Source organism: Tundrisphaera macrotermitis, assembly GCF_051175315.1.
Classification (GTDB): domain Bacteria; phylum Planctomycetota; class Planctomycetia; order Isosphaerales; family Isosphaeraceae; genus Tundrisphaera.
In genome coordinates, this window is sequence record NZ_CP195104.1 from 1 (window position 1) to 11,403 (window position 11,403).

The following is an 11,403-nucleotide window of genomic DNA, read 5'->3' on the forward strand; positions in this document are numbered from 1 at the left end:
ATGCTGCCCGCGACCCTGCCCGCGACCCTTCCCGCCGACCCGTCGCCCGTCGCCTGGCCGGCCGCCGACCTGGCCGAGGACTTCCTGTCCACCGTGTCGGGCCGGACCCTGGTCGCCTACCGGGCCGACCTCGGGCGGCTGGCCGACTACATGGGGTCCGCCGGGCCGGGCGAGGCCGCCGCCGCGTTCCTGGCCTCCGGTCCGGGCGAGGCGAACCGGCTGGCCCTCGGCTGGAAGGGGAACATGATGTCCGTGGGGCTGGCCCCCGCCACCGTTGCCCGTCGGATGTCGAGCCTGCGAGCCCTGGTCGGTTGGGCCCGTGCCTGCGGGCTGGTCGCCTGGACGATCGACGTGAAGAACCCAAGGGTCGCCGCCTACCGCGACACCAGGGGACCGGGCCGCGACGGGGTCCGGGCCATCAAGGCCGCCGCCGACGCCGACGCCGGGCCCACCGGCCGCCGCGACCGGGCCGCCGTCGCCCTGCTCCACGACCTGGGGCTGAGGCGCGGCGAGCTGGTCGCCCTGGACCGGGCCGACCTGGACCTCTCCGGCGATCGGCCCACCGTGGCCATCCGGGGCAAGGGGAGGAACGGGCAGGTCGAGCGGCTGACCATCCCGGCCCCGACCGCCGCCGCCCTGGCCGCCTGGCTGGCCGTGCATCCCGATCCCCGGCCCGACGCCCCGCTGTTCTGCCGGCTGGACCGTGCCGCGACCGGGACCGGGCGGATCAGCGGCGAGGCCGTTCGCCTGCTGGTCGCCCGGCTGGGGGATCGTGCCGGGCTGGCCGGCCGCCCCCGGCCCCACGGGCTGCGGCATCAGGGGATCACCCGAGCCCTGGACGTCAGCAACGGCAACGTCCGGGCCGCCGCCAAGTTCGGCCGCCATGCCGATCCGCGCGTGACCCAACGGTACGACGATGCCCGGACCGACCTGGCCGGGACCCTGGCCGCCCTGGTCGCCGCCGATGATTGAGGTCAAAAAAAAGGGCCACCATGCCGCTGGGACATGGTGGCCCTGTGATCAAAGACGTGCTCTATCCAATTGAGCTACGAACCCGTCGATAGGCCCGGCGGGATTCGAACCCGCATCTCCGCCTTAGATTGTGACCCCGATGGGTCATGACGGTCATTCTACCAGCCTCGGATACACCTGTCAACTGGGATGGTTGCGGAAAGGAGCATTATCGCAACCATCCCGGACCCCATCCGAGTCAAGCCCAAGTGCCCGGCGCGCCGATGCCATAAACGCGAAGAACCTCCGCCGTTGGCCCGGCGGAGGTCCCGTGTCTTCGCGCGTCGACAAGGCATTAGAGGTGCCTGCCATGTCTATCGGCCTCGCAACCCGCCCGGCTTCAACGATCGCCACCGGGAAACCCGACCCCGCCGAGTGGCGAGTTCACGTCGCCCTCAGCGTGGTCGAGCACGTAAACCGGGACGTCCTGGCAGCCTGGATGGTCCTGGAAACCTACGCAAGGTCCAGGTCGGTTTGCTGGCCCAGCAATGGGGAGTTCGCCAACAGGCTCGGAGTCGCCGGGCCCACCGTGGCGAAGGCCGTCCTTCTACGCCTGTCAGACCTCGGCATCATTCGCCGGGAAGACATCGGCGGGAACAGGCGGAAGGTCCACCTCCTACGCAGGACATCCGACCCGATCACGATGGCCGAGTGGCACGCCTGCCTGGAACGGGCCGACGCCGCCCGAGCTGCCCGAGCTGCCGCCCTGGAGGACGACCAGGCCGCCGAGCTGCCCGCCGTGCCGGAGGCCGCCGAGCCCGCCGACCCGTCCAGCATTGGCGACCGGGGGGCATCTTCACATGCCCCCCAGGGGGCCGACCAGGATGCCCCCGTGGGAAGGACCCCGAACCCTCAAAGAACGCAACAAACGGGGCCGAGGACGGCCGTTGCTGCTACGGCTGCGCCTGGCGGAGGGGAAGCCGCCTCCGAGGTCCGGGGGGAACGCTGGCCACGCCGGGCCGCCAGGACCGTCCTGGAGGCCGCCAGGGCGATCCTGGGGCCGAGGACGACGGATCGCCCGCCCGCCGCCCCGGAGGCCCACGGAGGGGACGCCAGGCCGCCGGAGCATCCCGGAGGATCGGCCGAAACCCCCCATCGTAGGCGGTCGACCCGGATGGTTCAATAGAGTCTCACGTCTACACTGGACTCATAACACACAAGTGTAAACGTCAAGTCATGCGCGAGTGATGCCGAAAGGCATCAAGTCGGCGGGATTCCGCGCGAATTCCCGGCACCCGCAAAATGGTTGCAAGTCCCTGTTTGGAAAGGGTTTGCGATACATCGTACATCGCCCCTGCCATGTGCGACAAACGCAACCCATTTGACCTCAACCAGTTCCGTCGATGTCAGCGAGGCTGACATGCGTTGACGGGCGTGCATCGCCAGGAGGAAATACCCTAGTTTCCTTAGTGGCTGGGGACTGTCCCCGGCCCGAAGGACATGGAGGTTTCCGCATGAGTCGTCCCAAGTACGTGACCGCACCCGAGCTGGCCGTGATGGCCGGGGTCCACGAATCGACCATCCGGTATTGGCTGATGACCCGGAAGATCCCCCGGCCGACGATCACCGTCGGGCAGACGTCCGCATGGACGCCGCTCCAGGCCGCCCGGATCGTCGCCGACCGCCAGGCCGCGAAGGCCGCCAGGGCCGCGAAGTCGGGGGCCGCCCCGCCCGCCTGACCGGAGGGGCGTCTACTTCTTACTTGCGCCGCGATCACCTATGCCCCCCGCCGTCGCGATCCTCCGCCCCTCGGCCCTCGCCCGTCTCCGATCCCCGGACCCGACCCAAAGTCGTCGCCTGGCCAGCCACCAGCCACCAGTAGCCAGGAGGAGGGGGAAGCGTCGCGAAGCGACCAACCCCGACGGGCGGCTCTAGCCTCTTCGATTCCCCCAACCACCCAGCACCGCAACCCGGAACCCGCCACGGATGGCCTTCGCCCTCGCCCATCGACCGACCACCGCCCCAACCGGGAGGACCTGCGCCGCCTGCGAAGCGTTCCGCCTGGACCGCCTCGCCGGCCTGCCCGTCCGCCGTCGCCCCGGTCGCTGCTGCCCGTGGGGTCGCTTGCGATGGGCCAGGCGGGAGGCGTCAGCCTGGCACTACGCCTTGGAGGCCCGACCCGACATGCGATGCCGCCTGGCCCTGACGTTGACCGTGCTGGGGCCCGCCACGCCCCGCAAGCTCCAGGAGATCCACACGACCTTCGCCCGTCGCCTGGCCGCCAAGCTCAAGCGCCGGGGCCTCGACTCGATCCTGGTCGCCTGCAACGAAGTCGGCCGCACCAGCCTCCGAAGGCACGCGCACGGGGTCCTGGCCGCCGCCTCCGAGGTCCCGCCCGACCTGGTCAGCACGACCTTCGCCGACGCCGTGGCCGACCTCTCGCCGGGCTGCCACGCCCGATCTTACGTCCGCCCCGTCCGCAACCTCCGGAGCTGGTGCGACTACGCCTTCAAAGTCGGCGTCCATTCGGGCAAAGCGGGCCCGATGCTCCCCTCCGCCGAGCGGATCACCTGGGGTCAGACCGTCGCCCTGTACCGCGGCCTGGCCGCCGAATCCGCCACCCGCAAAACCCTCCGAGGCAAGCGGGCTGCCTGCCGTCTCGCCTGGCTCCAGGCCCTGGAGGATCGCCGCCGCCGGGCCGCCCGCGACCGGGCCCGCGAAGCCGTGGCCGTGGCCGTGATCATCGGGGACGCCTTCGCCGGCCTGGCTGCTTCGGGTCGCCGGAAAGTTCCGAGGCCAGCCGCACACCCACCCCGCCCGGCCGCTCCGCCCGTTGCCAGGCCCATCCGAGGGAACGGGAAGAAGCGCAAATTATCAAAACCAAACGACTTGCGTCACGACCCGCCGCCCTGACAACCGGGCAGCAACCGAGCAACCGAGAGTCATCCTACAAACCGCCCCCAGGCAAGGACGCCCGCCATGATGAACAGCCCGACCGACAGCCCGACCGACAACCCGCTCGACTACCTCTCGCCCGTGCCCGGCTACCCGGCCTACTTCATCAATCCGGCTCGCCGGGAGGTCCATCGCCGTTACCCGGACGGCAAGCTCCGCCCGGTCAAGGCCGTGGTGAACGGCCACGGCTACCGGCACCTGAACCTCTGCCGCGACGGGAAATGCCGGTCGGTCAAGCTCTGCCGCCTGGTTGCCGAGGCGGTCTACGGGCCGCTGCCGCCGGGGCTCGGAGTGTTGCATCGGAACGATGTGAAGACGGACGACCTCGCGGCGAACCTTTACTACGGATCGCCCGCCGACAATCGCCGGGACGCCCTGAGGAACGGCCGCCTCCGGACCAAACTGAACCCCGACAAGGTGCGGGCGATCTTCGCCCTGGACGCCGCCGGAGTCCCGCGGAAGGTGGCCGCCGCGACGATGGGCGTCGGCACCAACACGATCGGCGACGTGCTCCGAGGCCGGACCTGGGGCCACGTCCGCAACAACCCGGATCGGGAGGGCTGACGCCAGCCGGACCACCCAGGGGGCCGGGGCGATCCTTGTCATCGATGGTCGCCAGACCGACCGTCCAACGCCGTGCGCGACTCCCGGAAATTTTAGGGCAAAATCCCCCCGCCGTTTCCCCCGGACCGACGCGCGAGGAATGACAAAACTCGGGAGGTTTTCCCCCCTCCCGAGGACGCCGCTTCTCCCCTCCCCTGCTGGGGAGAGCGGTGTCCGGTCCCACCCGAGGGGGCCTCAGGCTTCGCCCGACCCACCGCCTCGCTGCCCGAGTCGGTGGATTCCGTAATCCCTGAGGCCGTTCGTCGCCAGCTCGCCGACCAGGTCTGAGATCGTCATATGACGCTTCATTGCATGAATCGTGAGCTTCTCGTAGACCGCCTCATCGACCCTCAGATTGAGCGATCGCCGGCCCGTCTCGACCTTGGCCGATGGACGCTTCCGAGGCCGGGAGGACTTCCCCTTCGGCTCGACCGCGTCCACCCCGGCATCCCCGATCGCGTCCATCGCGGCATCCCCGATCACGTCCATCGCGACATCCTCCAGGACCCGCACGCCGACACGCACCGCCACGGATCAGCACCGCCACGGCTGCGCGCAAGCGCGTCCCTCCAATCCCATCATCGGCATCCAACCCGCACCGTATTGACGGTCAATAAACGGAGACCTCGACCATGACCAACGCCATCGCCGGCCGCGACACCGCCGGCCGCTTCGCCACGGGGAACCTCGGAGGACCCGGCCGCCCTCGCCGGGCCGTTGAACTCGATTACCTGATGGCCCTCGCCGACGTCGTGGACCTGGATGCCTGGCGGGAGGTTGTGCGGGTCGCCCTGGTCCAGGCCGCCGGGGGCGATGCCAAGGCCCGCGACTGGCTCGCCGGCTACCTGCTGGGTCCCGCCCGGCCCGACACCCTGCTGAACCTGGCCGCCGACGACCTCGCCGGCTCCGGGCCCGGCGCCCTGGTCGCCAGGAAGGCCAGCGACCGGGAGAACGCCCGGACCCTGGAGGATGCCTTCTCCGGGACCGCCTACGCCGATTACGCCAACCTGCCGATCGCCGGGAAGATCCGGGCCATCCACCACCTTGTCGAGCACGACAACGGCACCCGGCCGATGGTCAAGCTGCTGCCGCCGGGGGCCAATCAGGACGACGGAATCCAGAAGTGAAGACTTGACCATGTGCGCGTCTTCCGGTAGGATGGCCCCGGACGATCGACATCCACCGGAGGTCCCGCCGATGCTGCCCGCGACCCTGCCCGCGACCCTTCCCGCCGACCCGTCGCCCGTCGCCTGGCCGGCCGCCGACCTGGCCGAGGACTTCCTGTCCACCGTGTCGGGCCGGACCCTGGTCGCCTACCGGGCCGACCTCGGGCGGCTGGCCGACTACATGGGGTCCGCCGGGCCGGGCGAGGCCGCCGCCGCGTTCCTGGCCTCCGGTCCGGGCGAGGCGAACCGGCTGGCCCTCGGCTGGAAGGGGAACATGATGTCCGTGGGGCTGGCCCCCGCCACCGTTGCCCGTCGGATGTCGAGCCTGCGAGCCCTGGTCGGTTGGGCCCGTGCCTGCGGGCTGGTCGCCTGGACGATCGACGTGAAGAACCCAAGGGTCGCCGCCTACCGCGACACCAGGGGACCGGGCCGCGACGGGGTCCGGGCCATCAAGGCCGCCGCCGACGCCGACGCCGGGCCCACCGGCCGCCGCGACCGGGCCGCCGTCGCCCTGCTCCACGACCTGGGGCTGAGGCGCGGCGAGCTGGTCGCCCTGGACCGGGCCGACCTGGACCTCTCCGGCGATCGGCCCACCGTGGCCATCCGGGGCAAGGGGAGGAACGGGCAGGTCGAGCGGCTGACCATCCCGGCCCCGACCGCCGCCGCCCTGGCCGCCTGGCTGGCCGTGCATCCCGATCCCCGGCCCGACGCCCCGCTGTTCTGCCGGCTGGACCGTGCCGCGACCGGGACCGGGCGGATCAGCGGCGAGGCCGTTCGCCTGCTGGTCGCCCGGCTGGGGGATCGTGCCGGGCTGGCCGGCCGCCCCCGGCCCCACGGGCTGCGGCATCAGGGGATCACCCGAGCCCTGGACGTCAGCAACGGCAACGTCCGGGCCGCCGCCAAGTTCGGCCGCCATGCCGATCCGCGCGTGACCCAACGGTACGACGATGCCCGGACCGACCTGGCCGGGACCCTGGCCGCCCTGGTCGCCGCCGATGATTGAGGTCAAAAAAAAGGGCCACCATGCCGCTGGGACATGGTGGCCCTGTGATCAAAGACGTGCTCTATCCAATTGAGCTACGAACCCGTCGATAGGCCCGGCGGGATTCGAACCCGCATCTCCGCCTTAGATTGTGACCCCGATGGGTCATGACGGTCATTCTACCAGCCTCGGATACACCTGTCAACTGGGATGGTTGCGGAAAGGAGCATTATCGCAACCATCACGGACCCCATCCGAGTCAAGCCCAAGTGCCCCGGATGCCGATGCCGTAAACGCGAAGAACCTCGCCCGGCTGGTTCCCGGACGAGGTCCCATGTCTTCGCGAAGACTCGGCATTGGAGCTGCCGTACCATGAACATCGGCCTCGCCCCCCGCCCGGCTTCAACGATCGCCACCGGGAAACCCGACCCCGCCGAGTGGCGAGTTCACGTCGCCCTCAGCGTGGTCGAGCACGTAAATCGGGACGTCCTGGCAGCCTGGATGGTCCTGGAAACCTACGCAAGGTCCAGGTCGGTTTGCTGGCCCAGCAATGGGGAGTTCGCCAACAGGCTCGGAGTCGCCGGGCCCACCGTGGCGAAGGCCGTCCTTCTACGCCTGTCAGACCTCGGTATCATTCGCCGGGAAGACATCGGCGGGAACAGGCGGAAGGTCCACCTCCTACGCAGGACATCCGACCCGATCACGATGGCCGAGTGGCACGCCTGCCTGGAGCGGGCCGACGCCGCCCGAGCTGCCCGAGCTGCCGCCCTGGAGGACGACCAGGCCGCCGAGCTGCCCGCCGTGCCGGAGGCCGCCGAGCCCGCCGACCCGTCCAGCATTGGCGACCGGGGGGCATCTTCACATGCCCCCCAGGGGGCCGACCAGGATGCCCCCGTGGGAAGGACCCCGAACCCTCAAAGAACGCAACAAACGGGGCCGAGGACGGCCGTTGCTGCTACGGCTGCGCCTGGCGGAGGGGAAACCGCCTCCGAGGTCCGGGGGGATCGCTGGCCACGCCGGGCCGCCAGGACCGTCCTGGAGGCCGCCAGGGCGATCCTGAGGCCGAGGGCGACGGATCGCCCATCCGCCGCCCCGGAGGCCCACGGAGGGGACGCCAGGCCGCCGGGACATCCCGGAGGATCGGCCGAAACGGCGGTCGACCCGGATGGTTCAATAGAGTCTCACGTCTACACTGGACGCATAACGCACAAGTGTAAACGTCAAGTCATGCGCGAGTGATGCCGAAAGGCATCAAGTCGGCGGGATTCCGCGCGAATTCCCGGCACCCGCAAAATGGTTGCAAGTCCCTGTTTGGAAAGGGTTTGCGATACATCGTACATCGCCCCTGCCATGTGCGACAAACGCAACCCATTTGACCTCAACCAGTTCCGTCGATGTCAGCGAGGCTGACATGCGTTGACGGGCGTGCATCGCCAGGAGGAAATACCCTAGTTTCCTTAGTGGCTGGGGACTGTCCCCGGCCCGAAGGACATGGAGGTTTCCGCATGAGTCGTCCCAAGTACGTGACCGCACCCGAGCTGGCCGTGATGGCCGGGGTCCACGAATCGACCATCCGGTATTGGCTGATGACCCGGAAGATCCCCCGGCCGACGATCACCGTCGGGCAGACGTCCGCATGGACGCCGCTCCAGGCCGCCCGGATCGTCGCCGACCGCCAGGCCGCGAAGGCCGCCAGGGCCGCGAAGTCGGGGGCCGCCCCGCCCGCCTGACCGGAGGGGCGTCTACTTCTTACTTGCGCCGCGATCACCTATGCCCCCCGCCGTCGCGATCCTCCGCCCCTCGGCCCTCGCCCGTCTCCGATCCCCGGACCCGACCCAAAGTCGTCGCCTGGCCAGCCACCAGCCACCAGTAGCCAGGAGGAGGGGGAAGCGTCGCGAAGCGACCAACCCCGACGGGCGGCTCTAGCCTCTTCGATTCCCCCAACCACCCAGCACCGCAACCCGGAACCCGCCACGGATGGCCTTCGCCCTCGCCCATCGACCGACCACCGCCCCAACCGGGAGGACCTGCGCCGCCTGCGAAGCGTTCCGCCTGGACCGCCTCGCCGGCCTGCCCGTCCGCCGTCGCCCCGGTCGCTGCTGCCCGTGGGGTCGCTTGCGATGGGCCAGGCGGGAGGCGTCAGCCTGGCACTACGCCTTGGAGGCCCGACCCGACATGCGATGCCGCCTGGCCCTGACGTTGACCGTGCTGGGGCCCGCCACGCCCCGCAAGCTCCAGGAGATCCACACGACCTTCGCCCGTCGCCTGGCCGCCAAGCTCAAGCGCCGGGGCCTCGACTCGATCCTGGTCGCCTGCAACGAAGTCGGCCGCACCAGCCTCCGAAGGCACGCGCACGGGGTCCTGGCCGCCGCCTCCGAGGTCCCGCCCGACCTGGTCAGCACGACCTTCGCCGACGCCGTGGCCGACCTCTCGCCGGGCTGCCACGCCCGATCTTACGTCCGCCCCGTCCGCAACCTCCGGAGCTGGTGCGACTACGCCTTCAAAGTCGGCGTCCATTCGGGCAAAGCGGGCCCGATGCTCCCCTCCGCCGAGCGGATCACCTGGGGTCAGACCGTCGCCCTGTACCGCGGCCTGGCCGCCGAATCCGCCACCCGCAAAACCCTCCGAGGCAAGCGGGCTGCCTGCCGTCTCGCCTGGCTCCAGGCCCTGGAGGATCGCCGCCGCCGGGCCGCCCGCGACCGGGCCCGCGAAGCCGTGGCCGTGGCCGTGATCATCGGGGACGCCTTCGCCGGCCTGGCTGCTTCGGGTCGCCGGAAAGTTCCGAGGCCAGCCGCACACCCACCCCGCCCGGCCGCTCCGCCCGTTGCCAGGCCCATCCGAGGGAACGGGAAGAAGCGCAAATTATCAAAACCAAACGACTTGCGTCACGACCCGCCGCCCTGACAACCGGGCAGCAACCGAGCAACCGAGAGTCATCCTACAAACCGCCCCCAGGCAAGGACGCCCGCCATGATGAACAGCCCGACCGACAGCCCGACCGACAACCCGCTCGACTACCTCTCGCCCGTGCCCGGCTACCCGGCCTACTTCATCAATCCGGCTCGCCGGGAGGTCCATCGCCGTTACCCGGACGGCAAGCTCCGCCCGGTCAAGGCCGTGGTGAACGGCCACGGCTACCGGCACCTGAACCTCTGCCGCGACGGGAAATGCCGGTCGGTCAAGCTCTGCCGCCTGGTTGCCGAGGCGGTCTACGGGCCGCTGCCGCCGGGGCTCGGAGTGTTGCATCGGAACGATGTGAAGACGGACGACCTCGCGGCGAACCTTTACTACGGATCGCCCGCCGACAATCGCCGGGACGCCCTGAGGAACGGCCGCCTCCGGACCAAACTGAACCCCGACAAGGTGCGGGCGATCTTCGCCCTGGACGCCGCCGGAGTCCCGCGGAAGGTGGCCGCCGCGACGATGGGCGTCGGCACCAACACGATCGGCGACGTGCTCCGAGGCCGGACCTGGGGCCACGTCCGCAACAACCCGGATCGGGAGGGCTGACGCCAGCCGGACCACCCAGGGGGCCGGGGCGATCCTTGTCATCGATGGTCGCCAGACCGACCGTCCAACGCCGTGCGCGACTCCCGGAAATTTTAGGGCAAAATCCCCCCGCCGTTTCCCCCGGACCGACGCGCGAGGAATGACAAAACTCGGGAGGTTTTCCCCCCTCCCGAGGACGCCGCTTCTCCCCTCCCCTGCTGGGGAGAGCGGTGTCCGGTCCCACCCGAGGGGGCCTCAGGCTTCGCCCGACCCACCGCCTCGCTGCCCGAGTCGGTGGATTCCGTAATCCCTGAGGCCGTTCGTCGCCAGCTCGCCGACCAGGTCTGAGATCGTCATATGACGCTTCATTGCATGAATCGTGAGCTTCTCGTAGACCGCCTCATCGACCCTCAGATTGAGCGATCGCCGGCCCGTCTCGACCTTGGCCGATGGACGCTTCCGAGGCCGGGAGGACTTCCCCTTCGGCTCGACCGCGTCCACCCCGGCATCCCCGATCGCGTCCATCGCGGCATCCCCGATCACGTCCATCGCGACATCCTCCAGGACCCGCACGCCGACACGCACCGCCACGGATCAGCACCGCCACGGCTGCGCGCAAGCGCGTCCCTCCAATCCCATCATCGGCATCCAACCCGCACCGTATTGACGGTCAATAAACGGAGACCTCGACCATGACCAACGCCATCGCCGGCCGCGACACCGCCGGCCGCTTCGCCACGGGGAACCTCGGAGGACCCGGCCGCCCTCGCCGGGCCGTTGAACTCGATTACCTGATGGCCCTCGCCGACGTCGTGGACCTGGATGCCTGGCGGGAGGTTGTGCGGGTCGCCCTGGTCCAGGCCGCCGGGGGCGATGCCAAGGCCCGCGACTGGCTCGCCGGCTACCTGCTGGGTCCCGCCCGGCCCGACACCCTGCTGAACCTGGCCGCCGACGACCTCGCCGGCTCCGGGCCCGGCGCCCTGGTCGCCAGGAAGGCCAGCGACCGGGAGAACGCCCGGACCCTGGAGGATGCCTTCTCCGGGACCGCCTACGCCGATTACGCCAACCTGCCGATCGCCGGGAAGATCCGGGCCATCCACCACCTTGTCGAGCACGACAACGGCACCCGGCCGATGGTCAAGCTGCTGCCGCCGGGGGCCAATCAGGACGACGGAATCCAGAAGTGAAGACTTGACCATGTGCGCGTCTTCCGGTAGGATGGCCCCGGACGATCGACATCCACCGGAGGTCCCGCCG

Annotated in this window: 12 protein-coding genes; 10 read left to right on the forward strand and 2 right to left on the reverse strand. The window is 70.0% G+C overall.

What is annotated here, in order from left to right; genetic code table 11:
* From TA3x_RS29255 to TA3x_RS29270, 4 genes are all read left to right on the forward strand, one after another.
* Window positions 1-972 carry a tyrosine-type recombinase/integrase gene (locus TA3x_RS29255; protein ID WP_435022771.1) on the forward strand — a complete coding sequence of 324 codons (972 nt, stop codon included), beginning with the start codon at window positions 1-3 and terminating at the stop codon, window positions 970-972.
* A 1,493-nt stretch (window positions 973-2,465) separates the two neighbouring features.
* On the forward strand, window positions 2,466-2,690 hold the full coding sequence (locus tag TA3x_RS29260) for a hypothetical protein (protein ID WP_435022773.1): 225 nt from the start codon (window positions 2,466-2,468) through the stop codon (window positions 2,688-2,690).
* A gap of 445 nt (window positions 2,691-3,135) precedes the next feature.
* Complete coding sequence (locus tag TA3x_RS29265; RefSeq protein WP_435022775.1) at window positions 3,136-3,864, forward strand: hypothetical protein; 729 nt, start codon at window positions 3,136-3,138, stop codon at window positions 3,862-3,864.
* A 66-nt stretch (window positions 3,865-3,930) separates the two neighbouring features.
* The gene (locus TA3x_RS29270; protein ID WP_435022777.1) at window positions 3,931-4,470 is read left to right on the forward strand and encodes an HNH endonuclease; all 540 of its coding nucleotides are present in this window, start codon (window positions 3,931-3,933) and stop codon (window positions 4,468-4,470) included.
* Between the two features lie 234 nt (window positions 4,471-4,704).
* Here the strand turns inward: TA3x_RS29270 and TA3x_RS29275 are convergent, their stop codons facing one another.
* The gene (locus TA3x_RS29275; RefSeq protein WP_435022779.1) at window positions 4,705-5,040 is read right to left on the reverse strand and encodes a hypothetical protein; all 336 of its coding nucleotides are present in this window, start codon (window positions 5,038-5,040) and stop codon (window positions 4,705-4,707) included.
* A 101-nt stretch (window positions 5,041-5,141) separates the two neighbouring features.
* Between TA3x_RS29275 and TA3x_RS29280 the strand changes: the two genes are divergently transcribed.
* The 5 genes from TA3x_RS29280 to TA3x_RS29300 all read left to right on the forward strand — a co-directional run bounded on the left by TA3x_RS29280 (window position 5,142) and on the right by TA3x_RS29300 (window position 10,167).
* Window positions 5,142-5,636, forward strand: a complete 495-nt coding sequence (locus TA3x_RS29280) for a hypothetical protein (protein WP_435022781.1) — start codon at window positions 5,142-5,144, stop codon at window positions 5,634-5,636.
* Between the two features lie 70 nt (window positions 5,637-5,706).
* Complete coding sequence (locus TA3x_RS29285) at window positions 5,707-6,678, forward strand: tyrosine-type recombinase/integrase (RefSeq protein WP_435022771.1); 972 nt, start codon at window positions 5,707-5,709, stop codon at window positions 6,676-6,678.
* A 1,484-nt stretch (window positions 6,679-8,162) separates the two neighbouring features.
* The gene (locus TA3x_RS29290) at window positions 8,163-8,387 is read left to right on the forward strand and encodes a hypothetical protein (RefSeq protein ID WP_435022773.1); all 225 of its coding nucleotides are present in this window, start codon (window positions 8,163-8,165) and stop codon (window positions 8,385-8,387) included.
* A 445-nt stretch (window positions 8,388-8,832) separates the two neighbouring features.
* Window positions 8,833-9,561: a hypothetical protein gene (locus tag TA3x_RS29295; protein WP_435022775.1), complete on the forward strand. Its 729-nt coding sequence runs from the start codon at window positions 8,833-8,835 to the stop codon at window positions 9,559-9,561.
* 66 nt (window positions 9,562-9,627) lie between these two features.
* Entirely contained in the window at window positions 9,628-10,167 is a 540-nt protein-coding gene (locus tag TA3x_RS29300; protein WP_435022777.1) for an HNH endonuclease, read from the forward strand.
* Between the two features lie 234 nt (window positions 10,168-10,401).
* Here TA3x_RS29300 and TA3x_RS29305 read toward each other — a convergent pair whose 3' ends face one another.
* The gene (locus TA3x_RS29305; RefSeq protein ID WP_435022779.1) at window positions 10,402-10,737 is read right to left on the reverse strand and encodes a hypothetical protein; all 336 of its coding nucleotides are present in this window, start codon (window positions 10,735-10,737) and stop codon (window positions 10,402-10,404) included.
* 101 nt (window positions 10,738-10,838) lie between these two features.
* Between TA3x_RS29305 and TA3x_RS29310 the strand changes: the two genes are divergently transcribed.
* On the forward strand, window positions 10,839-11,333 hold the full coding sequence (locus TA3x_RS29310) for a hypothetical protein (RefSeq protein ID WP_435022781.1): 495 nt from the start codon (window positions 10,839-10,841) through the stop codon (window positions 11,331-11,333).
* Window positions 11,334-11,403 lie beyond the last annotated feature (70 nt).

Bases quoted from the DNA above. Each gene is read 5' to 3' on its own strand.
- TA3x_RS29300 (WP_435022777.1), top strand. From the start codon at position 9,628: ATGATGAACAGCCCGACCGACAGCCCGACCGACAACCCGCTCGACTAC.
- TA3x_RS29270 (WP_435022777.1), top strand. From the start codon at position 3,931: ATGATGAACAGCCCGACCGACAGCCCGACCGACAACCCGCTCGACTAC.
- TA3x_RS29255 (WP_435022771.1), top strand. From the start codon at position 1: ATGCTGCCCGCGACCCTGCCCGCGACCCTTCCCGCCGACCCGTCGCCC.
- TA3x_RS29280 (WP_435022781.1), top strand. From the start codon at position 5,142: ATGACCAACGCCATCGCCGGCCGCGACACCGCCGGCCGCTTCGCCACG.
- TA3x_RS29260 (WP_435022773.1), top strand. From the start codon at position 2,466: ATGAGTCGTCCCAAGTACGTGACCGCACCCGAGCTGGCCGTGATGGCC.
- TA3x_RS29290 (WP_435022773.1), top strand. From the start codon at position 8,163: ATGAGTCGTCCCAAGTACGTGACCGCACCCGAGCTGGCCGTGATGGCC.
- TA3x_RS29310 (WP_435022781.1), top strand. From the start codon at position 10,839: ATGACCAACGCCATCGCCGGCCGCGACACCGCCGGCCGCTTCGCCACG.
- TA3x_RS29265 (WP_435022775.1), top strand. From the start codon at position 3,136: ATGCGATGCCGCCTGGCCCTGACGTTGACCGTGCTGGGGCCCGCCACG.
- TA3x_RS29285 (WP_435022771.1), top strand. From the start codon at position 5,707: ATGCTGCCCGCGACCCTGCCCGCGACCCTTCCCGCCGACCCGTCGCCC.
- TA3x_RS29295 (WP_435022775.1), top strand. From the start codon at position 8,833: ATGCGATGCCGCCTGGCCCTGACGTTGACCGTGCTGGGGCCCGCCACG.